A 21,216-nucleotide genomic window follows, 5' to 3' on the forward strand; every position below is an offset into this window, starting at 1 on the left:
AACTGGCGTCATCAGCGCCGGCCTGGAGAAATCCGGGCCGGCGTTTTTGTTTGCGGTCTCGAGCGTGAGCGGCAAATTCTCCGTCTTGCGCGAATTCCGCCGCAATCCCGCCCCACTTGCCGCCGAGTTTACCTCTGTTGATGTTTTTCAACCTAAAGAGGGGACTCCAATGTTACGAACCAGTGCCACCATGTGGCGCTTGACGATGGCCGGGCTAGCGATGCTCGGTCTTTCTGCCTGCGGGACTTCATCCTCCGACACGGCGCCGCCCATATCCAATTCCACGCAGGCGAGCAATCTGGCGCCGACGGGTACCGGTGGGATCGACAGCCAACCGCTGAGCCCGGACGAGATTTTCCGCACGCAGGTTGGCGACACGGTGCTGTTTGCCACGGATGCCCATGATCTGGCAGCGGAAGCGCAGACCATTCTGCAGCGTCAGGCGCAATGGCTGATCCAGAACCCGGTGCGCACGGCCACCATCCAGGGCCATGCCGATGAGCGCGGGACCCGGGAATACAACCTCGCCTTGGGGGAGCGGCGGGCCGAAAGCGTGCGCGCCTATCTTGTGGCTCTGGGGGTCGATGCCGGCCGGCTGCGGACCATCTCCTTCGGCAAGGAAAAGCCGCTCTGCGGCGAGGCCGATGAGGCCTGCTGGCAGGGGAACCGTCGTGGCACCACAGCGTTGAATCCCTGACAAATAGCTGGCCCGGGGACCATTTTTGGGACCATTTTGGCGGCATGAAGCCTGGGCAAGCGATTGCCCAGGCTTGCTTTTCACCGAGTCCCTTTGGCATTGTCTGCTCGCAATTTTGTGTCCGGGGACCGCTGGACGCGCCATAATTCCGCCCGGATTGGTGCCGAGCATGGGTATGTTCACGGCGCCGCGGGAACGAGAGCGATGAGGATGACCCGAGTGAGATTTGCCCGACACGTGAAACTTGCTGCCTTTGCCGGCATGTTGGCGTTTGCGCCACTTGCCGCCGCCCAGGCCGATGAGGTCGACGATTTGCGCGCCGAACTGCAGCAGTTGAAGCAGCAGGTCACCTATCTGGAAAACCAGATGCCCAAGGGCGGCGGAGCCGTGGCCGGTGGTGGCACGGTGGCGGCGCAGAATGAAGTGCGCTTCCAGCAATACGATCAGCAGATGAGCCAACTCACCGGCCAGATCGAGCAGCTGGAACTGAAGATCAACGACCTCGCAGACAAGTTCGATCGGGCACAGAAAGACACCGAATTCCGTTTGGGTGAGCTGGAGAAGAAGACCAGCGGCACCATGCCGATGGCCGGCGCTGACACGGGCGCCATGCCGGCGGATAGTGCTGCGACGGCCTCGACTGCGGCACCTGCTCAAGCACCAGCCGATCCGGGGGCCCCGCCGCAGCCGACACAGCCTGGCGTCCTCGGCACGCTGTCGAGCGACCAGATGCAGAACCTACCGCAGGCTCCCGCCAATGCAGCCGATCAGGCGGCAGCTGGTGCTGCGGCGTCGGTGGTGCTGCCCGGCGACACGCCGCAGCAGCAATATGAATATGCGACTGGCCTCCTGCAGCGTGGTGCCTATCCCGAAGCCGAGATCGCTCTCAAATCCTTCGTCAGCGAGCACCCCAAGGATCCGCTGGCCGGCAACGCGCAATATTGGCTGGGCGAAACCTATTACGTCCGCAGCGATTTCAAGAATGCCGCGGTCGCCTTTGCCGAGGGCTATCAGAAATATCCAAAGAGCTCGAAGGCCGCGGATAATCTGCTGAAGCTCGGCATGTCGTTGGGGCAGACCGGCCGCAATCCCGATGCCTGCACGGCCTTCCGTCAGTTGGACAAGCAGTTCCCGGACGCCTCGCAGGCGATCAAGGATCGCGCGGCGCGCGCCAAGCAGCGCTATAAGTGCTCTTAAGCTTGGGGATAGATCCCATCCATCGTTGAGCGTGATCGGCCCCGTCGATGTCGACGGGCTGATGATGGCTTGTGGGCCGTTCGAGACGCGGCCGCATCTGGCGGTTGGCGTCTCAGGTGGCCCGGACAGCTTGGCCCTGATGCTGCTGCTGGCCGAGTGGATCGCTGCCCGCGGCGGCAAGCTCACCGCGCTCACCGTCGACCATGATTTGCGCCCGGACTCTGCAGCGGAAGCGATGCGTGTCGCGCAATGGGCTGCGCAAGCGGGTATTGATCACCGCATTCTGACCTGGTCGGCGCCCAAGCCACAGACGGGCATCCAGGCTGCGGCACGCCAGGCGCGTTATGATCTCCTCACCGCATGGTGCCGCGACAATGACGTGTTGCATCTTGCCGTTGCGCATCAACAGGACGATCAGCGCGAAACCGTCGCCATGCGTCGTGCCCGCGATGCGACGGAAGATGCTGGTTCGGCAGGCATGAGCCTGATCACCGCCCGCCAAGGCGTGCGGCTGCTTCGCCCGCTGTTGCCGGTTCGGGGCGAAGTGCTGAGGGATTTTCTGCGCGCGCGCGGGCAGGCGTGGATCGACGATCCCAGCAACCGTCAGCAGCGCTTTGAGCGCATCCGCTGGCGGCAGGGTTCGGAAGGGCCGCTGCCGGACGCCGGTGACATCCTTGCCTGGGGTAACGCCCGCGCGGCGCAGGAGGCAGCGATTGCTGGCCTCTTGGTCCGATCGGTCAGCATTCACAGGGCCGGCTTTGCCCTGGTCGATCTGGCGCCGTGGCGCCAGAAAGATCCGGCGTTGCTGCGCCGGGCTCTGGGGCAATTGGTGGCGATGGTGGGCGGCCTCGACTATTTGCCCGCCAAAGCTGCCCTGAACCGGACAATCGAGGGTCTGCTTGCGGGGGCGCCGCTGCACAGCCTGGGCGGGACCTTGATCGGGATTTGGCGCGGGCAGGGGCTGATCTGCCGTGAAGCCGCCGCCATCACCGAGGAAAAGCTGGTTTCCGGGCCAGCCGCACTCATCTGGGATCGGCGTTGGGCTGTGACCGTGACGGCAGGGGCAGATCCGATCCGGATCGGGGCCCTGACAGAGGCAGGGGTGGCGGAAATCGGACAAAGCGGTCGCTTCCGGTTGAAAGATAGGGATATTCCGGCAGCGGCGCGGGCTGCACTCCCGGCGCTCAGGGATGCGACAGGTCGTCTCATCGCCGTGCCGCTGCTCGGTTTTGACCCATATGGACAGGGATCACGCGCCCATTTCTGCTTCCGACCGTATTATTCAGCGACATCAAGCGGCTTTACAGTTGCGCATGGGTGGCCGCACACTATTTAAGTACTGAAGAAGCGTCGGGTTTTTCCAACCGGGATCAGAGCTTGGACCAGTTCCAGCCCCGGCCCCAAAACCGGCCTTGAGACCTAGTGAGGGATGAAGATTGTGAATTGGGGTAAAAACCTGATGATCTGGGTGGCGATCGGCTTATTGCTGGTCGTCCTGTTCCACATGTTTGGCGACGCTTCCTCGCGCACCGCACAGACCCAGGTCGCCTATTCGGAATTCCTCGCCAAGGTGAATGACGGCCAGATTGCCGACGTCACCATTCGCGGTCCGGAGGTGAGTGGCCACTACAACGATATGCAGGCTTTCTCGACCTATGCGCCGGAAGACCCGAAGCTGGTCGAGATGCTGGCTGCCAAGGGGGTCAAGATCACCGCTGCCCCGCAGGATGATGGGATGAGCCCGCTGATGGCGCTCCTCATCAACTGGGCGCCGCTGCTGATCATCGTCGGCATCTGGATCTTCTTCATGCGCCAGATGCAGGGGCAGGGCGGCAAGGCCATGGGTTTTGGCAAGTCGCGCGCCAAGTTGCTGACCGAACGTACCGGCCGCGTCACCTTTGACGACGTCGCTGGCATTGAGGAAGCCAAAGGCGAACTCGAAGAAATCGTCGAATTCCTGAAGGACCCGCAGAAGTTCCAGCGCTTGGGCGGCAAGATCCCCAAAGGCTGCTTGCTGGTTGGCCCTCCGGGTACCGGTAAGACATTGCTCGCCCGCGCCATCGCCGGTGAAGCCAATGTGCCGTTCTTCACCATCTCGGGTTCCGACTTCGTCGAAATGTTTGTCGGCGTTGGTGCGAGCCGTGTGCGCGACATGTTCGAACAGGGCAAGAAGAACGCGCCTTGCATCATCTTCATCGACGAAATCGATGCAGTCGGTCGTCATCGTGGCGCCGGTCTTGGTGGCGGCAATGACGAGCGCGAGCAGACCTTGAACCAGATGCTGGTCGAGATGGACGGTTTTGATGCCAATGAAGGTGTCATCATCATCGCCGCGACCAACCGTCCGGACGTGCTCGACCCTGCCTTGCTGCGCCCGGGTCGTTTCGACCGTCAGATCACAGTGCCGAACCCGGACATCAATGGCCGCGACCAGATCCTGAAGGTGCATATGCGCAAGGTGCCGCTGGGTCCAGATGTGGACTCACGCGTCATCGCCCGCGGGACCCCTGGTTTCTCCGGCGCCGACCTTGCGAACCTCGTCAACGAGGCCGCTTTGATGGCCGCCCGTTTCGGCAAACGCGTCGTCACCATGGCCGATTTTGAACAGGCCAAGGACCGCGTCATGATGGGCAGCGAGCGCCGCTCCATGGTCATGACGCCGGAAGAAAAGCTGGCGACGGCCTATCACGAAGCCGGTCACGCGATCATCAATCTGGAAGTGCCGGAGGCCGATCCGCTCCACAAGGTGACAATCATCCCGCGCGGTCGTGCGCTGGGGCTCACCATGTCGCTGCCGGAAAAGGATCGCTACAGCATCTCGAAGACCTGGATGGAGAGCCGCATCGCCATCTGCTTCGGTGGCCGCATTGCCGAGCAGCTGATCTATGGCGAGGAGCATCTCAATTCCGGTGCCTCCAACGACATCCTGCAGGCAACCGAAATGGCGCGCCGCATGGTGACCGAGTTCGGCATGAGCGAAAAGCTTGGGCCGCTGCGGTATTCGGAAGGCGAGCAGGAAGTGTTCCTGGGCTACTCGATGGGCCAGCAGCGCAAGAGCATGTCCGGTGAAACGATGAAGATGATCGACCAGGAGGTCCGCCGCATCGTCGAAACCGGCGAGCAGAAGGCGCGCGAGTTGCTGACCCGCTATCTGGACGGCCTGCATACGGTTGCCAAGGCGTTGGTCGAATTCGAGACGCTGACCGGCGAGGAAGTCCGAGCCCTGCTGAATGGCGAACGCATCCGTCAGGATACGGGCCATGGCGGCAGCGCAACGGCAACCGCCAAGCCGCGTTCCTCGATCCCTACCAGTGGAGGTGCCATTGGTCATCCGGGCTTCGAGCCAAAGCCGCAGCCGGGGTCCTGATCCGGGGCGCTGGTTTTAAGATCGTATGTTCCGAAGCCCCGCTCGTTCAGCGGGGCTTCTGGTATCTGGGGGAAGTTGATGTTGGGGACCTATCTCATTCCCACTGCCTTGCTCGATGGGCCAGCCGCCAGCCGCGCGGTCGCCGCCGGTACCGCATTGCCGTTGGCTGGCGGACCGGTTGCATTTGCCGCGGCGGAACTGGTCACACGGGCCGCCGATGGTGCCGGTGTGCGCCGGCCGATGGCGTTGCAGGACGTACCAACGTCCCTCGTGTCTGCTTTCACAGCGCCATGTCAGCCTTGGGCAGGTTTTGACCTGCAACGATCCTTGATCATGGGCATCGTCAATGTGACGCCTGACAGCTTCTCGGATGGTGGCGATTATGCCGACAGCGAAGCCGCCGTCGCGCGTGGCATCGCCTTGGCTGAAGCGGGCGCCGACATTCTCGATATCGGTGGTGAATCGACCCGGCCCGGCTCGGCCCCCGTCTCGGTCGAGGAGGAGCTGCGCCGTGTCGTACCAGTGATCCGTGCCCTGGCAGAGAAAGGTCTCTGCGTCTCGGTGGATACGCGCCATGCACGGGTCATGGCGGCGGCTGTGGCGGCCGGTGCGCGCATCATCAACGACGTAACGGCGCTGACAGGCGACGCAGACAGCGAGGTCGTGGCAGCCAAGTCGGGCGCTGCCATCGTGCTGATGCATATGCTGGGCGAACCGCAGACCATGCAGGCCAACCCGGTCTATGCCGATGCGACGTTGGATCTTATCGACTATTTCGCGGCGCGCCTGGCGAAGCTCGCGTCGCTTGGTGTCGACCGCGCCCGCATTTCGCTCGATCCCGGCATCGGCTTTGGCAAGAAGGATCCGCATAATTTGCTGATCCTGGGTGAGTTGACGGCCTTTCACAGTTTCGGCTGTCCGCTGACCTTGGGTGTGTCGCGGAAGAGCTTCATCGGCCGTCTGTCGCGGGGCGAGGTGCCCAAGGGGCGGATGGCCGGATCGGTTGCCATTGCCGCCCTTGGGCTGGGCCAGGGGGTGCAGATCGTCCGTGTTCATGATGTCCCCGAAACTTTCCAGGCCAGGGCCATGATTGAAGCCCTGCGGAACGCCGGCACAGGGCCTGTTTGATATGGGCGCCGGAGGCAGTAAAGTGACGCTATTCCTGAGATCACYAAGGTTTGCCAGATCATGACCCGTAAACTGTTCGGCACCGATGGGGTGCGTGGCTTGGCCAATGCCGAGCCGATCACCGCCATGACCGCTTTGCGCCTGGCGCTGGCGGCAGGTGCCCATTTCACCCGGGGTGGCCATCGGCACCGGGTGATCATCGGCAAGGATACGCGCCTCTCCGGCTATATGTTGGAAACGGCGCTGACATCCGGCTTCCTCTCCATGGGCATGGACGTCATGCTGCTGGGGCCGCTGCCGACACCGGCCGTGGCCATGCTGACGCGCTCGATGCGTGCTGATCTTGGCGTGATGATTTCGGCTTCGCACAATCCTTATGAAGATAACGGCATCAAATTGTTCGGGCCGGACGGCTACAAACTGTCCGACGAGATCGAGGCGGAGATTGAGAGCCGCGTTCTTGGTACCGGATTCGAGCCGGCACCCGGATCGACTCCTCAGGGTTTGGCGCCATCCGCGCAACTGGGCCGCGCCAAGCGCATCGACGACGCGCAGGGCCGCTATATCGAGTTCGTGAAATCAAGCTTCCCCAAGGGGCTCAGTCTTGAGGGATTGCGCGTCGTGATCGATTGTGCCAATGGTGCGGCCTACAAGGTGGCGCCGACGGTGCTGTGGGAGTTGGGTGCCGACGTTGTGGCAATTGCCAACGAACCGGACGGCACCAACATCAACGCCGCCTGCGGGGCCGTGCATACGGAGCGACTGTGCAAGCAGGTGGTCGCCAGTGGCGCGCACCTGGGTATCGCCCTCGACGGTGATGCGGATCGTGTCATTGTCGTTGACGAGACTGGCACGGTGATTGATGGCGACCAGTTGATGGGGCTGGTGGCCGAAAGCTGGCAGAGTGCCGGCCGTCTCACCGGCGACGGCATCGCGGCCACGGTGATGTCGAATCTGGGCCTGGAGCGGCATCTGGCTTCGCTCGGCCTCAAGCTGCACCGGACATCGGTCGGTGATCGCTATGTGGTCGAAGCGATGCGGCGCTTGGGGCTCAATATTGGTGGCGAGCAATCGGGCCATATCATCCTTAGCGACTTTGCCACCACGGGTGACGGGCTTATCGCAGCCCTGCAGGTGCTGGCGGTTCTTATCAAAGCGGATCGTCCGGCCAGCATCGCCGGGCGCGTCTTTGCGCCCCTGCCGCAGCTCCTCAAAAATGTGCGCTACCAGCAGGGGGCCACGCCGCCACTTGATCAAGCGCGGGTCAAGGATGCCATCGCGGCGGGCGAGGCGGCCCTCAATGGCAGCGGCCGCCTGCTCATCCGGAAATCCGGCACCGAACCGCTGATCCGCGTCATGGCGGAAGGTGAAGATCAGAAGCTCATCGCGCGGGTGGTGGACGACATCGTCGAGGCCGTCACCGCCGCCACAAAATAGCCAACGAAGCAATCGCCACGTAAAGGAAGAAGCATGTCTAATCGGTTTTTGCACACGATGATCCGCGTCATGGACATGGACAAGTCGATCGATTTTTATACGCGCCATCTCGGCATGAAGATGCTCCGCCGCAAGGACTATCCGTCAGGCGAATTCACCCTGGCCTTTGTCGGCTATGGCGATGAGGACGATAACAGTGTGATCGAACTCACCCACAATTGGGGCCGCAAGGAGCCATATGAGATCGGCACCGCCTTTGGCCATCTCGCCATCGGCGTTGAGGATATCTATGGAACTTGCGAGAAGCTGGCCAAGGAAGGCGTCAAGATTCCACGCCCGGCCGGCCCGATGGCCCATGGCGGTTCGGTCATCGCCTTCGTCGAGGATCCCGACGGCTACAAGATCGAGCTGGTGCAGAAGTAGGCCGCTCGATCTTGCAAACAAGAAAGGGCGGCACTTTGTGGTGCCGCCCTTTTTCTTGTCAGTAAAACGCGTTTACTTGCGCTGCTTCATCGGCACATAGGGACGCTCGCCATAGCCGGTATAGAGCTGGCGCGGGCGGCCGATGCGCTGGGTGGGATCTTCGATCATTTCCTTCCACTGCGCGACCCAGCCGACGGTACGCGCCACGGCAAAGAGCACAGTGAACATCGAGGTCGGGAAGCCGATCGCCTGCAGGATGATGCCCGAATAGAAATCGACGTTCGGGTAGAGCTTGTGAGAGATGAAGTAATCATCCGAGAGCGCGATCTTCTCCAGCTCCATCGCAAGCTCGAGCACCGGGTCGTTGCGCTTGCCCAGGGCGTCCAGCACTTCGTGGCAGGATTTCCGCATCACCGAGGCGCGCGGATCATAGTTCTTGTAGACGCGGTGGCCGAAACCCATCAGGCGGGTGTTGTCCTGCTTGGATTTTACCTTGCCGATATAGTCCTTGATATTGTCCTTGTGGCCGATCTCGGCCAGCATCTTGAGGACCGCTTCGTTGGCGCCACCATGAGCCGGGCCCCACAGGCAGGCGATCCCGGCGGCAATGCAGGCGAACGGATTGGCACCCGACGAGCCCGCCATGCGGACAGTCGAGGTCGAGGCGTTCTGTTCGTGATCAGCGTGCAGAATGAAGATCTTGTCCATAGCCTTCGCCACGACAGGGTCGATCTTATATTCCTCGGCCGGGACGGCGAAGGTCATGCGCAGAAAGTTCTCGGCATAGGACAGCTCGTTCCGCGGATACACGAAGGGCTGGCCGACGGAGTACTTATAGGCCATGGCGGCGATCGTCGGCACCTTGGCGATCAGGCGGTGCGAGGCGATCATGCGCTGGCGCGGGTCATGGATGTCGGTGCTGTCGTGATAGAAGGCGGAGAGGGCGCCAACCACGCCGACCATGACCGCCATCGGATGCGCATCGCGGCGGAAGCCGGAGAAGAAGCGCGCGATCTGTTCGTGCAGCATGGTGTGATAGGTGATGTTTTTCTCGAACTCCGCCTTCTGCTTGGCGGTCGGCAGTTCGCCTTCCAGCAACAGGTAGCAGACTTCCATGAAGTCGCTGTTTTCGGCGAGGTCTTCGATCTTGTAGCCGCGATGGGTAAGAACGCCGACATCGCCATCGATATAGGTGATGGCCGACTGGGTCGAACCGGTTGAGCCATAGCCGGGGTCATAGGTGAACAGGCCCTGTTCCCCATAGAGCTTTCGGATGTCGACCACGTCGGGACCGACGGTGCCCTTGAGAATGGGAAGTTCGAAATTCTTGCCGTTGCGGCTGTCCTTCACGGCGACCGATGCATAGGCCTTGGGAGCAGCCGGCTTGATCCCGCTATCGACGGTCTTCGCGCGGGGCTTGGCTGACTTGCCCCCTGCCTTTGTGATTTTTTTTGCTTTTGCCGCCACAGTCTTCTTTGTGCTCGTCTTCCCAGCCATGTCGCTTCCCTTCGTCGTATTCAGGGGCCGGCCGGCGCGGTCGCGCCGGCGGAATGCCGCAGTGTTGCTGCAGATGCTAATGCAGATAAGGTTAACGGATGGTGACGCATCTGTCATCTAGTGTGAATAGGGCGTCGACTACGCCACCCCATGTCGTCCTGGGCCTTGATGGACAAGGAAAAATACCCGATTTAGCTCAAAAACATGTTCTTTCCTTTGACCTCCAAAGCCGCGACACTTAGCCCATGCTGAGCGTCCAAAATCTGGTTTTCGACTATCCAGGCCACCGTGCCCTCGACGATGTGTCGATCACCATCGAGCAAGGCACGATCACGGCGCTGGTCGGGCCCAATGGTGCTGGCAAATCGACGCTGATGCGTATTTGCGCGGCGCTGGAGCAGCCATTCTCCGGATCGGTGCGGCTCGACGATCTCGACGTCCATGAAGATCCGCGCGGCGCGCATCGGCGCATGGGCTTTCTGCCGGATTTTTTCGGCCTTTATGACGAATTGACTGTGGCGCAATGCCTGCATTATCGCGCTGCCTCGCAGGGTGTGCCGGCGGCACGGCGCCAGGCAGTGGTCGACATAGTCGCCGAGCGAATGGAGATTGCCGACCGCATGGCGCAAAAGGCAGGAGCACTGTCGCGCGGCTTACGGCAGCGGCTGGCGATTGCACTGGCGGTGCTGCACGAACCGCGCTTTCTGATGCTCGATGAACCGGCGGCAGGCCTCGATCCCTCCGCACGAATCGGACTTTCCGCCGTCTTGCGAAATCTGGCGCGCGACGGCATGACGATCCTCGTCTCGTCGCATATCCTTGCCGAACTTGAGGATTATTCGACCCATATCCTGATGCTGAAGCAGGGGCGGGTGGTCGACCATGCGCCACTCATCACCATGGGTGCGGTGACAGGGCGCAGGATCGAGATCCGTCTCGACTTTGCCTATGCTGTTCCAGACCTGCGGCGGCGGCTGAGTGCTGTCGTCGGCACCGATATGGTGAGTTGCGGTGTCGACGAAGCAGTGGTGATGTCAAATCCCGATCCCGGCCAGCGTGCCGACATGCTGGCGGCGGTTCTGGCGGCCGGCTTGCCGCTCGCTTCCTTCGCCCCGGAGCGGCGCAGCCTGCAGGATATCTATCTTGCCCGCATGAAGGCGGTCGCGGAGCGGCCACCGCTACGCTTGGTCGGGCCGCCCAAATGAGCCTCGACCTCAACCCGGAATTCCAAAGGAACCTCTGGCTGCATCTCGGCTGGCAGCGGATGATGGCGGCGTTCATTGTTGGCGTGACCATCGCCTATGCCATCTTCCTGGTGAGCGATTATGGCAAGGTCTCTTATGCCGCCAATCTCATATCCACGATCATCCTGGGCATGTGGGGCCCGCGTCGCGCTGCCGACGCCCTCGCAGAGGAGGTCGCTGGCGGCACCTGGGAAGGCCAGCGCATGTCGGGCCTTTCCGCTTGGGCGATGAGTTGGGGCAAGCTGGTTGGCGGCTGCAGCTTCGTCTGGTATTGCGGCGCGCTGTCCCTGACGATCTACATCTATGTGGGTGCGAAGCTTGGCTTTCCCGGCGGCCGTGCCGGTAATTTCTGGCTCGGCATCTATCTGGTGCTGATCGGTGCCTGCCTCGCTCATGCAGTTGCCTTGGCCGTGGCGCTGGTCCGGTTGCGCAAGACCGTTCAGTACCGCCGCCTAACCATCACGCTGGCGCAGACCTGTGGCCTGGTGGTCTATCTGGCGGTGAGCGGTGGCGGAACAGCGCCGGTCCTGGACGAGGATAGCTTCACCCCCGGTTTCGGCTATGTTTATGACAGCGCGTTTTCCTGGCCGTTGATCCGCGCCGTCCTCGGCACGGTCTTCGTTGTCTGGGCCATCATCGCCGTGTTCCGTCTGATGCGGGGCGAACTGCAATATCGCGCTTGGCCGTGGCTCTGGATGCTGTTTCTGGCGTTCTGCGCGGCCCTTGCTGCCGGCATCGCGCCCTGGCCGGGCGGGGGCATGATTGGCGCCGCTCTGCCAGCCTTCGTTGTCATGGTGCTGCTGACCTATCTTGCCGGTGTGGCGGATCGGCGCGACCCGATCCGCTATCGCTCCGGCCTCATCGCCCTGCGCCGGGGCGATTTTGGCCGGGCTGCTGCGGAGCTGCCCTGGTGGCTGGTGAGCTATGTCGCCACGATTGTTGCGGCCTGCATCTGCCTCGTCGCGTTGAAGGCGATGGAGCATTCGGATTGGCCGGGGAGCCTGACGGAGCTGCTGTTGCGGGTGCGGCTTTTGTCGCTCGATCACCTCACCTCGACCATTCTGCTGATGCTGCTGTTCCTGGCGCGGGATCTGATGTTCCTGCTGTGGCTCAGCTTTGGCGAATGGCGTAATCGCTCCGACATCACCTGGCTGGTCTACCTGGCGCTGATCTATTGGCCGGTCGGCATCATCCTGATTTCCGCTGGCTATTCGCAATACACCACTGTCGTTCTGCCGCTCGCTACCGACGATTTGATGCTCAATTTCGGCCCGATCGCGATACAGCTCGCGATCATGGGCGTCATGCTGCGGCAGCGCTGGATCCAGGCTACACGCGGTCGCACTGCAGCATAGGTTGCTGCGGAATCCTAAAGGGCCATGGACACCCGGACTTTATCCCTGTCATACTAGCGTCAAATAAGAAGTCGCCAGGTCAAACAGGATGAGGCTGTCTCGTGTCGCGTATGTTGGCGCGTCCCTATCTGTTGCTGTCTCCGGCAATCCTGTCGCTGTCGCTCCTCATGGTGGCGCCGGTGGTGTTTGTGCTGATCTATTCCTTCTGGCTGCGCACGGCCGAAGGGCTCGATGTGCCCGCCTTCCAGTTCGGCAATTGGATCAACTTCTTTACCGATCCCAGTAGCCCCGAGGGAAATTTCTATTTTCGAGCCTTGGGCAGCACGTTCAAGACCGCTTTCATCACCACGATCATCTGCATTCTGCTGGGCTATCCCACGGCCTATTTCCTGGCCCGTGCCGAGATCAAGAACCGCGGCCTGCTGCTCTTCCTGATGTTCCTGCCGTTCTGGGTTTCCTACATCATCCGCACCATGTCGTGGATCAATGTGCTGGGAAAGTACGGCTTCATCAATGCCGTGCTGGAAGGCATTGGGATCATCGATGAGCCGATGAAGCTGCTCTACAACGATTTCTCGGTGATCATGGGGTTGGTCTATTTCATGCTGCCCTACATGATCATCAACGTCTATGTCAGCCTGGATGGGATCGACCGCAATCTGGAATCGGCGGCAAGAGTACTCGGCTGCACGCCGTGGCAGAGTTTCAGGGAGGTGACGCTGCCTTTGTCTTTGCCGGGCCTCGGCGCTGGTTCCCTGCTTTGTTTCGTTCTGGCAGCCGGCTCCTATGTGACGCCGCGCCTGCTGGGTGGAACAGACACGCTGTTCTTTCCGGATCTCATCTATGAAGCAATCATTTCGCAGCTCGACTGGCCCTTTGGCGCGGTCCTTTCCATCGTCATGCTGCTGGCGTTGGGACTGGTGATCGCCGTCTACAACCGCTTCATGAATCTTTCCGACGTCTATCGGAGCTTTGCGCGATGACGGCCGCTGCCCCCCGAACGATTCCGGGCTTGAAGCGCGAAAGTGCCTTCGGCTGGGCCTTGCTGCGGCTCTGCGCGATCGCCGTCTATATCTTCATGTTTGCGCCGATCGTGGTCGTAATCCTGCTCGCCTTCAATTCCTCGCGCAGCGGCGCCTTTCCGATGGAAGGTTTCAGCCTGCAATGGTTTGCGAAGCTCTTTGCCAACGAGTCGATTGTCGAAGCCTTCAAAACCTCCCTCATTCTCGCGGCGACCTCATCGGCATTGGCGACTGTCATCGGCGTGATGGCCGCCCTGGCGCTGGTGCGCTACAGCTTTCGCGGCAAGGAAGGAATCCAGACGTTCCTGTCATTGCCACTGCTGATGCCGGAAGTCGTGATGGGTGTGGCGCTTCTCATGTTCCTGAAATTCCTCAGCATGCCGCGGAGCTTTGCTGTCCTGCTGCTGGGGCACACGGTCCTGTCCTTGCCCTATGTCGTGCTGCTGGTGCAGGCGCGGCTGGTCGGCCTGCGGGCAAGCTACGAGGAAGCTGCCTGGACCCTGGGCGCCAATCGCATCCAGACCTTCTTTGAGGTGACGTTGCCGTTGATATCTCCAGCGATCGTAGGTGGTTTCCTGTTCGCGGCAACACTCAGCTTCGACAACATCACGGCGACCCTGTTCTGGAAGAAACCCGGTATCGAAACAGTGCCGACCAAGATCTTTGCCATGCTGCGGACGTCCGTGAGCCCTGAGATCAATGCGCTGGGTGCCGTCATGATCGTTATCACCATCTTGCTGCCGCTCGTTGGCGGTTACATGGTGCGCCGTTTTGCCAAGGCCAAATAGGTTGCTTGCGACAAGTGGGTGTCAATCATTCGGAGGGAGCTGCAATGAGAAAACTGCCAGGTCAAAAGGATTACGAACGGCTTTATGGCGCGTTCATGTCGGGCGACATCAGCCGCCGGCAACTGATCAAGATACTCGGTGCCACCGCGGCGTCGGTGGGTGTCGTCAGCATCGCCGGATGCGGTGAGAAGAAACCGGAATCGGTGCGCTTCGACGGCTGGGGCGGCATCGTCTCGGAGGCCTTCCATAATAACGCCTTCCCGCAATACACCGAAAAGACGGGCATCAAGGTGGTCGAAGGTGAGTTCGGCGATACGGACGAATTCATCTCGCTGGTCAAGGCGGCGCAGCCGGGCGAATACAACGTCTTCCTGGTGAGCGGCGTCTACGACTACTATCGCTTCGTGAAATTGGGGTTGGCCGACTTCGTCAACGAAAAGAACATCCCCAATCTGGAAAAGCTCCTGCCAGCGACGTTGGCCGCGTTCCGCAATGAGAGTGACGGCAAGCTCGCAGCCGTGCCGTTCGACTACGGTACGACTGGCATTGCCTATAACCGCAAGTTCATCTCCGATGACGAGGCCAAGGTCGGCGCCAAGATTCTGTGGGACGAGAAGTACAAGGGCAAGATCGGCCTTTACGATGGCTTCCAGACCCGCGCTTGGATGTCGAGCCTCTATACCGGGCAGGATCCGCAGGCTGCCAAGGATACGGCGGCGATGTGGGATGCGACGCGAAAGCAGCGTGATCTGGTTCTGAAATATTGGGGCTCGGGCCAGGAATTCATCGATCTCATGTCGAAGGAAGAGATCGTGCTTTCCGACGGTTGGTCGGGGCGTGTCGCCTTCCTTCAGCAGAACGGGCATGACATCGGCTTCATCGACACGGCGCAGGCGGGCTTTGCCTGGATCGAAGGTCTGATGGTCCTCAAGGGCAGCCCGATGGAAGCAGCCGAACAGCTGATCAACTTCTGCATCGAGCCGGCGGTCGCCATCGCGATTGCCGAAGGACAGAACTATCCGCCGTCGCTCGATCCCACCAAGGTGGAATTGACCGACAAGGTGAAGAAGCTGCCCGGCTTCGATCCGACCGGCAAGTTCGACAATTATGTCTGGGAAAAGGCGGCCTATTGGTTCGACAACCAGGACGCCTACAAGCAGGAATGGGACCGCATCTCAAAGGGTGCGTGACCATTCGTGACGCCCGGCTGCCCTGGGACGGTGGCGGCCGGGCGTCCATTCCTTTCGTTGTCCGATGGGGCTGATCGAAGATGAGCTCAGTTGAACTCAAGGCGGTTGAAAAGCATTTTGCCGGCGGCGTGGTCGCTGTCGATGCGATCGATCTTGACGTGCCGGATGGCACCTTCGTGACTCTGCTGGGGCCATCGGGGTGCGGCAAGACCACCACCTTGCGCATGGTGGCGGGGCTTGAGCATCCGACCGGGGGCGAAATCCGCATCAAAGGCGTGCGCGTCAACGAAACGCCGATCCACAAACGCAATCTGGGTATGGTGTTTCAGAACTATGCCTTGTTCCCCCACAAATCGATCTTCGACAATGTGGCTTTCGGGCTGAAATATCGCGGTGTGGAGAAGGCGGACATTGCCGTGCGCGTGCGCCGGGCGCTCGATATTGTCCGTCTGCCCGGGGTGGAGCAGCGTTTTCCGACGCAATTGTCCGGTGGCCAGCAGCAGCGCATCGCCTTGGCGCGGGCACTGGTGATCGAGCCGGACGTGCTTCTGCTCGATGAGCCGCTCTCGGCGCTCGATGCCAATCTGCGCGAAGAGATGCGCAGCGAGATCAAGGCCATCCAGCGTCGCATCGGTGTCACGGCTATCTTTGTGACCCATGACCAGGGCGAGGCGCTTGCCATGTCGGATCTGGTCGTGGTCATGAACAAGGGCAAGATCGAACAGCGCGGTGCGCCGGCCGAGGTCTATGAACATCCGCGCTCGGAATTCGTCGCCAATTTCCTCGGCAACGCCAACTTCCTGCCGGCGACAATTGTCGCGGTGGAAGGTGGCGGGATCAGTGTGGCGCTGGCGGACGGGGCGCGTCTCGTCGTGGCTGACGCAGCGCGCGCTGTTCAGGCCGGCGAGAAGGTCAATGTCGTCGTGCGGGCAGAGAAGATCGCGCTGGATGGGTCGGGTGCCGCAAACGCTTCAATTCTCAAAGGAACGATCAGCGTCGTCGATTACCTCGGCTCCACCGCCCGCTATGACGTGACGCTGACGGGCGGCGAAAAATTGACGACCCTTGCCACCATCCGCGACGGCGCCAAGCGGGTGGGCGACGAGGTCAGTCTCGCCATCGCCGCGGAACACTGCCGCATTCTTTAAATCAGCTGTTCTTGTTTTATTGCGTTATGCGGGAAAATCTTGTACTGGATACATCGAAAGATTGTACCAGACAGGTGGATAGAATGGGCTACGACATCGTTTCTTTGATTCCTGCATTCTGCGCGGCCTTCCTCGGGCAAAGTGATTTTGAGGATGGTGGGATGGCCCTGCGCGACAAGATCAATGTTCCGGTCATGAACTATTCGGTCCAGTCATTGGAAGAAGTCGATCGCTATCTCGAAGCGGTCCACGAGGTACAAGACCAGATTCCGGACCAGACCTATACCAATACAGTGCTGGCGACGGGCTGTTATGTTGGCGAGGTGATCCGACGCAATGGCAAGAAAGAATATCGTTGGGTCAACTATGCGGATCATTTCCCTAAGACCCCATCACTTATGGCCTTTTTTCCAGAAGACCTTGGCACAGGTGCGGTCTTAGTCACTGCGGACGGCAAGGAAATGCTCGCCCCATTCAATAAGGTCATTAAGTTCATTGAGGATGGGTCAGCGGACAGCGTGTACTTCTTCGCCACCGGCTATACGGTGAACAGTGATTGACCTAACCCGGTGATGTGATGCAATTCTGCCGCTGCGGTGATCACGGAGTGGCGGTTTCATGTCCCAATTCGATTACGACCTCTTTGTTATTGGCGCCGGGTCCGGCGGTGTACGCGCGGCCCGGATCACGTCTGGGTACGGCGCCAAGGTGGCGATTGCCGAAGAGAGCCGGGTGGGTGGCACCTGCGTCATCCGTGGCTGCGTACCAAAGAAGCTGCTTTCCTATGCGGCCCATTTCCATGAAGATTTCGAGGATGCCAGGAACTATGGCTGGACCGTGGGCGAAGCCACCTTCGACTGGCCGACGCTGATCGCCAACAAGGACAAGGAGATCGACCGGCTCAACGGCATCTATAAGAAGCTGCTGGCCGGCTCGAAGGTTGAGCTGCTGGAAACGCGGGCCGTCCTGATCGATCCGCACACGGTGGAGCTAGCCGGCAAGCGCGTCACGGCCAAGAACATTCTCATTGCCGTCGGTGGTTGGCCGGAACGGCCGAACATTCCAGGCATCGAGCACTCGATCACATCGAATGAGGCGTTTCACCTCGCGACTCTGCCGCGCGATATCGTAGTAGTGGGTGGCGGCTATATTGCGGTCGAGTTCGCCGGCATCTTCAACGGCCTCGGCGCCAAGGTGACGCAGCTTTATCGCGGCGAGCAGATCCTGCGCGGCTTTGATGAGGATGTCCGCAACTTCCTTAACGCCGAAATGGCGAAGAAGGGGATCGACATCCGCACCAAGGCCGACGTCGCCAAAATCGACAAGGTCGGCGAGCGGTTGAAGGTGACCTTGCAGGATGGCACGGTACTGGAATGTGGTGCCATCATGTATGCGACCGGCCGCAGGCCCAAGACGGGCGGCATGGGGCTGGCCGAAATCGGCGTCAGGCTGAAGGCAGGTGGCGCGGTCGCGGTTGATGCCACCTCGCAGACCAATATCGCGAACATCCACGCCATCGGCGATTGCACGGACAGGGTCAATCTGACACCGGTCGCCATCCGCGAGGGCCATGCCTATGCCGATTCAATCTTCGGCGGCAAGAACTGGCAGGTTGATCATCGCACCATCGCCTCGGCTGTTTTCAGCCATCCGCCGGTTGGCGTGGTCGGGCTCTCCGAAGCCAACGCGCGGCAGGAGGGCAGGGAACTCGACATCTACAAAGCGGATTTCAAGCCGCTGAAGCACACGATCTCCGGCCGCGATGAACGGACGTTGATGAAATTGGTGGTCGACCGCCCGTCGCAGGTAGTCCTTGGCGCCCACATGGTTGGCATGGACGCGCCGGAGATCATCCAGGCGATTGCCATCGCGGTGAAGATGGGAGCCACCAAGCAGCAATTCGATGCGGCGGTTGCGGTTCATCCGACGGCGGCGGAAGAATTTGTGACGCTGCGCACACCGGTTTGACACAGGGCCATGGAACTTTGCGGCAGCTCGTGGCATTGAACGAATGTCGTCAGCACGAAGACTCTGGAGAAGATAGATGCGCAAGCAAGTTTGCCTGGCCCTCGCGGTGATCGCCTCTGTGGCGGCCGCCACTGCTACACCGGCTGCGGCTCGTGACACGCGCTATGAGCTGAAGATTGCCGATGTCATGGCCGATCCGCGCTATGCAGAGAACGTCCCTGCCGGCATCAAATTCTATTTCGCGGGTCAGGCGGCACCAGCCGGACAGAATCTTGGCGAGTTCGTCACCAATCGGAAAACGAATTCCTTCGGCAAGCAGGATGAGGAAGCCTGTACCTGGGCCATGATCTCGGCCCTGAAGGAGCTTGCCGAGCGTGCCCAGACCGAAGGCGGCAACGCCGTCATGAATATCGTCAGCTATTACAAGAAGAAGCCGTTCTCGAGCGAGGCGCTCTACGAATGCCATGCCGGGGCCATCGTCGCCGGCGTGGCATTGAAGGGGACGGTGGTGAAGGTTGCGCCCTGACCACGATAGTCAGGGCGTGACGATCGAACTGAAATCATCGATCTGGATGTAGCCGTCGGGCACTGGCTCGGCCCCGGCTGATTCCATCAGGCTAGCCCGCCGGCGGCGCTGCTTGCGCGCCCGCGTCGTCGCATCGTTCAAGGGGTCGACGTCGCGAAGTGATTTCTTGCCACCGGCGCCCCAGGTAAAGGTGAGGCCGGTCAGGCGCTCGATTTCGGTCACGGGCACCTGATACAAATAGGTCTCGAACGGTGCTTCGGCTGCCTCGGCAAGACCGTACTTCGCGATCACAGCGCTTTGATCCATGAGGAAGGCTGCGGCGAACAATCCTTTGCCATCACCTGTTGCTGCAACCGCGACCTTCCAGAACCGCACAGGATATTGGATGTCGGGCAGCGGTTTATAGACCGGGTCATCCTCACGCAGGATCGGTCCGGTAAAGACCTGGGCCTTGAATTCCTTGCGCTCGATCGACTCCTCGAGCAAATGCTGCTCCAGCCCTTGCCACCATTCCCGGGTTCGATTGAACTTATCGTGCTGGGGCGTGCAATTCGTCCAATGACAGGTGTCGGCAGCGGAGATCATTGCCCCCTGCCGGCTGGCGCCGAATTCGAGATCTTCGTAGCGGGTGAGGTGCCCGCGGTCAAAACGGTTGCCTTCATAATAGAAATCCGTGATCTGATGTTTCGCTAGGATGCGCGGATCGGTCCGCCAATTGTCCTTTGGCCGCCCGAGCTTGAAGCGATTGTCGAAGTCGATGTTCGCCGCGCTATAGATCGCAAAGCGCCGCTCGGCATGCATGACCACGCTGTAATTGTGATAGTTGAGGACATGCTTGTTGTCCTTGGTCGGCTTGAGCAAGGGTGCCGCTTCAGCTTGCAGGGCGGCATTCATGGTCGGTTGCTGGACGTGCAGGCTGTTGCCCAGGAAATTGTCGTGGAAGCCCTTGCGGTCGCTGTAATCGCTGTTGAACGGTGCCGGCTGTACAGGTGGCTTGGCCTTTTTCTGCGCTGCCTCGAAGGCGCTGGCCATGATGGCGGATTCCGATGCGGCGCCACTTGACGCAATCGAAACCTGATTGTCGGCGTCGATGTTCAATGTGACCCGGATCTGGCGGAACGCTGGAGATGAGGACATGGGGCTTTGCTCCTCTGAGGGATCTGAAGGAATAGCCAATGGCGATGGCGCCATGGGGAGGGCAGGTACGCGCGACTGTGCTGCGGTCGCCTCGAATATGGGGCGCAGGAGTGGTTCGTTTGGCAGAGCCTGCCTGAGTGTCTCAACGATACGCGAGACGCGGATGCCTTCGTTGGCAATCCATTTGATCTGACTTTCATCGTCGCTGTTGGGGTCGAAATCCCGGCCGTCGATCGTCTGCGTATGTCCGTTACGCTCCGCAGGGATGCCGCTATGATGCAGCGCCACCACATACCAATCATTGTTGAAGACGGCAGATCCTGAAGATCCGGCGAGTGTGTCGCTCGAATACCAGATGGCATCCGGCGTGCGCTTGATGAAGCGGTTCTCGCGGACGCAAAGCTGTTTGCGTTCTCCGTTTGGGTGCTGAATGATTGTCAACCATTCGCCTTCCACCACCTTGCCGGTTGTCTCAAGCAAGGGTAGGTAGCTGAAGTCTGTCAGGGGCGTGCCCTGCCCGCGTGATACGGGCTCGACATGGACGATGGAGAAATCGAGTTTCTCGGACGTGAAATAGAGCTTGGCGGGCGTCAGGCCGAAAACCGATGGCCTCCGTGCCACACCCTCAAGGTCCATCTCAAAATCGAATTGAGCGACGGAATACTGCGCCACCTCCTTATTCGGCAGGACATGGTTGTTCGTGATCAGAACATTGGGCGCGATGAGAAAACCGGTGCCGAACCCCAACTGGCGCGTCGGCGACTGGTTGATGACGATCCGGCAAATCGACTTGGCAGCCCGCGAGCCACGCGCCAGATAATTGACGTCCTGCAGCTCGTTACCGTTGATGATCCGTTCGAAGACCTGTGACGCTTCCCGCTCACCCAGACTGTCCTGCAGGAAATCGCGCCGTTGCGCGAGGTTGTCCGGCGAGGCGATGTCCTTGGGGGCCTTGTCGGCCAAGCTCGCGGCCAGATATTTCATGTCGACGCCGCCGGCGCGGTCGCGCGCTTTTTCAATCCGGTCGTTGAGGCGGTCGTTCAGAATTCCCATCAGGCCCACCTTTGAGGTGACCCGCCGGAAAAAGGCGGC

The 21,216-nt window shown here is 60.7% G+C and carries 18 protein-coding genes; 16 read left to right on the forward strand and 2 right to left on the reverse strand.

The genetic code is table 11. From position 1 onward, the window contains the following. Nucleotides 1–169 precede the first annotated feature (169 nt). From pal to gloA, 7 genes are all read left to right on the forward strand, one after another. Nucleotides 170–697 carry a peptidoglycan-associated lipoprotein Pal gene (gene pal, locus AC1DWZ_RS22175; RefSeq protein ID WP_477171130.1) on the forward strand — a complete coding sequence of 176 codons (528 nt, stop codon included), beginning with the start codon at nt 170–172 and terminating at the stop codon, nt 695–697. Nucleotides 698–916: 219 nt separating this feature from the next. Further along, nucleotides 917–1,894, forward strand: coding sequence for a tol-pal system protein YbgF (ybgF, locus tag AC1DWZ_RS22180; RefSeq protein ID WP_477171131.1), 978 nt, complete (start codon nt 917–919; stop codon nt 1,892–1,894). Between the two features lie 31 nt (nt 1,895–1,925). After that, nucleotides 1,926–3,230: a tRNA lysidine(34) synthetase TilS gene (gene tilS, locus AC1DWZ_RS22185; RefSeq protein WP_477171246.1), complete on the forward strand. Its 1,305-nt coding sequence runs from the start codon at nt 1,926–1,928 to the stop codon at nt 3,228–3,230. A 93-nt stretch (nt 3,231–3,323) separates the two neighbouring features. Then, nucleotides 3,324–5,261, forward strand: coding sequence for an ATP-dependent zinc metalloprotease FtsH (ftsH, locus tag AC1DWZ_RS22190; RefSeq protein ID WP_477171132.1), 1,938 nt, complete (start codon nt 3,324–3,326; stop codon nt 5,259–5,261). A gap of 78 nt (nt 5,262–5,339) precedes the next feature. Then, complete coding sequence (folP, locus tag AC1DWZ_RS22195; RefSeq protein WP_477171133.1) at nt 5,340–6,389, forward strand: dihydropteroate synthase; 1,050 nt, start codon at nt 5,340–5,342, stop codon at nt 6,387–6,389. Between the two features lie 60 nt (nt 6,390–6,449). Then, nucleotides 6,450–7,826, forward strand: coding sequence for a phosphoglucosamine mutase (gene glmM / locus AC1DWZ_RS22200; RefSeq protein WP_477171134.1), 1,377 nt, complete (start codon nt 6,450–6,452; stop codon nt 7,824–7,826). Between the two features lie 33 nt (nt 7,827–7,859). Next, nucleotides 7,860–8,249, forward strand: a complete 390-nt coding sequence (gene gloA / locus AC1DWZ_RS22205) for a lactoylglutathione lyase (protein WP_477171135.1) — start codon at nt 7,860–7,862, stop codon at nt 8,247–8,249. 72 nt (nt 8,250–8,321) lie between these two features. On the opposite strand, the gene gltA is transcribed toward gloA, so the two are convergent. Then, the gene (gene gltA, locus AC1DWZ_RS22210) at nt 8,322–9,746 is read right to left on the reverse strand and encodes a citrate synthase (RefSeq protein WP_477171136.1); all 1,425 of its coding nucleotides are present in this window, start codon (nt 9,744–9,746) and stop codon (nt 8,322–8,324) included. Between the two features lie 245 nt (nt 9,747–9,991). On the opposite strand from gltA, the gene AC1DWZ_RS22215 reads away from it, so the two are divergent. The 9 genes from AC1DWZ_RS22215 (at nt 9,992) to AC1DWZ_RS22255 (ending at nt 18,987) form a co-directional block, all read left to right on the forward strand. Beyond that, nucleotides 9,992–10,951 (forward strand): ABC transporter ATP-binding protein, encoded by a 960-nt coding sequence (locus AC1DWZ_RS22215; protein WP_477171137.1) that lies wholly within the window; start codon nt 9,992–9,994, stop codon nt 10,949–10,951. Then, on the forward strand, nt 10,948–12,345 hold the full coding sequence (locus AC1DWZ_RS22220) for a hypothetical protein (protein ID WP_477171138.1): 1,398 nt from the start codon (nt 10,948–10,950) through the stop codon (nt 12,343–12,345). The genes AC1DWZ_RS22215 and AC1DWZ_RS22220 overlap by 4 nt, the downstream gene beginning before the upstream one ends. Before the next feature lie 110 nt (nt 12,346–12,455). Next, entirely contained in the window at nt 12,456–13,328 is an 873-nt protein-coding gene (locus AC1DWZ_RS22225; RefSeq protein WP_477171247.1) for an ABC transporter permease, read from the forward strand. Beyond that, nucleotides 13,325–14,155: an ABC transporter permease gene (locus AC1DWZ_RS22230; protein WP_477171139.1), complete on the forward strand. Its 831-nt coding sequence runs from the start codon at nt 13,325–13,327 to the stop codon at nt 14,153–14,155. Before AC1DWZ_RS22225 ends, AC1DWZ_RS22230 begins: the two co-directional genes overlap by 4 nt. Before the next feature lie 44 nt (nt 14,156–14,199). Then, nucleotides 14,200–15,345 carry an extracellular solute-binding protein gene (locus AC1DWZ_RS22235; RefSeq protein WP_477171140.1) on the forward strand — a complete coding sequence of 382 codons (1,146 nt, stop codon included), beginning with the start codon at nt 14,200–14,202 and terminating at the stop codon, nt 15,343–15,345. An 80-nt stretch (nt 15,346–15,425) separates the two neighbouring features. Further along, a complete protein-coding gene (locus tag AC1DWZ_RS22240) occupies nt 15,426–16,493 on the forward strand; it encodes an ABC transporter ATP-binding protein (RefSeq protein WP_477171141.1) in 1,068 nt (355 codons plus the stop codon). Nucleotides 16,494–16,576: 83 nt separating this feature from the next. Then, nucleotides 16,577–17,053, forward strand: coding sequence for a hypothetical protein (locus AC1DWZ_RS22245; RefSeq protein ID WP_477171142.1), 477 nt, complete (start codon nt 16,577–16,579; stop codon nt 17,051–17,053). Between the two features lie 58 nt (nt 17,054–17,111). After that, nucleotides 17,112–18,461 (forward strand): glutathione-disulfide reductase, encoded by a 1,350-nt coding sequence (gene gor / locus AC1DWZ_RS22250; protein ID WP_477171143.1) that lies wholly within the window; start codon nt 17,112–17,114, stop codon nt 18,459–18,461. Nucleotides 18,462–18,537: 76 nt separating this feature from the next. Next, a complete protein-coding gene (locus tag AC1DWZ_RS22255) occupies nt 18,538–18,987 on the forward strand; it encodes a hypothetical protein (protein WP_477171144.1) in 450 nt (149 codons plus the stop codon). Nucleotides 18,988–18,996: 9 nt separating this feature from the next. Here AC1DWZ_RS22255 and AC1DWZ_RS22260 read toward each other — a convergent pair whose 3' ends face one another. Further along, entirely contained in the window at nt 18,997–21,177 is a 2,181-nt protein-coding gene (locus tag AC1DWZ_RS22260) for a DNA/RNA non-specific endonuclease (RefSeq protein WP_477171145.1), read from the reverse strand. Between the last annotated feature and the right edge of the window lie 39 nt (nt 21,178–21,216).

Source organism: Dongia sp. P2_B8, from assembly GCF_056404715.1.